Genomic DNA, 1,515 nt, shown 5'->3' with positions numbered 1-1,515 from the left:
ACCTTTGCAAGTCTTTTTTTTACTTTTTTTCGCTTTTTTTATTTAACCCTCTTTTTTCTCTCTTTATTACATCTTTAATTATATAATGTCATTTCTCTTTTTTCTTTAAAGAATGCAAACTCGGTCCATCAATTAAATGACCATAAGCATCATAAGTTGACTGATGACACGGACACAACCATATCTTATCTTTTTGATCAAATTCTATAATACATTTTAAATGCGGACAATATGGAGAAAATACATGACATTTTCCATTTTTATCTTTATAGACTGCTTTGAGTTTCCCGTTTTCACGAACAATAGCACCTTCACCATTTTGTATTTGATTCACTTTCTTATAATGAAACCTTGGATATATAAAACTCTTATAATATGAATTCATGATTTTCTTTTGATATTCCTTAGCAAAAGATAGTGAAAAATATTGACAGCTATATAAACTCTTATAAGGATTCTCTTGCTGTAAAATTAAATCTTTAATTAATTTGGCCGCTACCTGAGATAATGTCATGCCCCATTTTTGAAAACCATAAATTACATATTCCTGACTTCCCGGTTTTATCTCACCAATATAAGGTACTCCACGTAATGGCACACTATCTAATGCATACCATTCTTGACTCACCATATCAATATATATTCCCTTATCCTGTACCGGTCTATAACTATCAGTATGATCTATACATAGTAAACTTTGATTCCCTTCTTTGTTTCGTAAATCAACATTCTCTTTTGTCTGAAACAACTTTGCAAAATAAATCCCTTTTTTAATAAAAGGATACCTTGTCGCATGAATAACATAACGACTTCGAATCTTATGATGATTCACTTTTAAAATAAAACCATCCTTTTTGCGCTCAATACTTTCAACCATACTCTTTTCATAAAAAACAATACCATCTTTTTGACACTTATCAATTAACCCATACATATATTTCAAAGGATGAAAAACCGCTTGATGTTTTAAGCCAACTGATGCTAAATGTTGCGAATCTTTGATAACTTCTACATGAAAAGATTTTAATATGTACTCAAGTTCCTGAATCATAGAAACATATTGAGGATCATCAGTATATACATACGCATCGTTTTCCTGAAAATCACATGCAATATCTTCCTTATGAATAATATCTTTAATTGTATTCAACGCTTCCTCTTGTGAACGAAAATACAGATGTGCATAATGTATATTATAATGTTTTTTAAGAAGTGGATAGATTGTCCCATGTAAAACCGTTAGTTTTGCAGTCGTATGTCCACTCGTATGACTTGCAATCTGATCTTTATCCACAACAATAACACGATAGGGTAAACCTTTTAATTGATAAGCCAGTGAAACCCCAGCCATTCCTGCCCCAATAATAACAATATCTGTATCCATATCATCTTGAATAGATGCACATCTTTGAATAGATGAAGTTTTCTGCCAATAAGATTGATTCATATTTATCTCACCATGTGATATTCTTTCCAAAAATAATCAGTTTAAACAAAAAAAGAACTAAGATTCAG

The 1,515-nt window shown here is 30.7% G+C and carries 1 protein-coding gene; it reads right to left on the bottom strand.

Annotated features, from left to right (window positions below):
- Window positions 1–88 precede the first annotated feature (88 nt).
- A complete protein-coding gene (locus tag E0K96_RS12035; protein WP_168083446.1) occupies window positions 89–1,447 on the bottom strand; it encodes an FAD-dependent oxidoreductase in 1,359 nt (452 codons plus the stop codon).
- Between the last annotated feature and the right edge of the window lie 68 nt (window positions 1,448–1,515).

The sequence above is a fragment of the Massilimicrobiota sp. SW1139 genome (assembly GCF_012027715.1).
Classification (GTDB): Bacteria; Bacillota_I; Bacilli_A; order Erysipelotrichales; family Coprobacillaceae; genus Allocoprobacillus; species Allocoprobacillus merdigallinarum.
Note: the sequence above shows the minus strand (reverse complement) of the source record. Positions and strands in the feature narration are given on the sequence as shown.

What these genes read in the sequence shown, in the direction of transcription:
- E0K96_RS12035 (WP_168083446.1), bottom strand. Translation starts at nt 1,447, where the DNA reads ATGAATCAATCTTATTGGCAGAAAACTTCATCTATTCAAAGATGTGCA.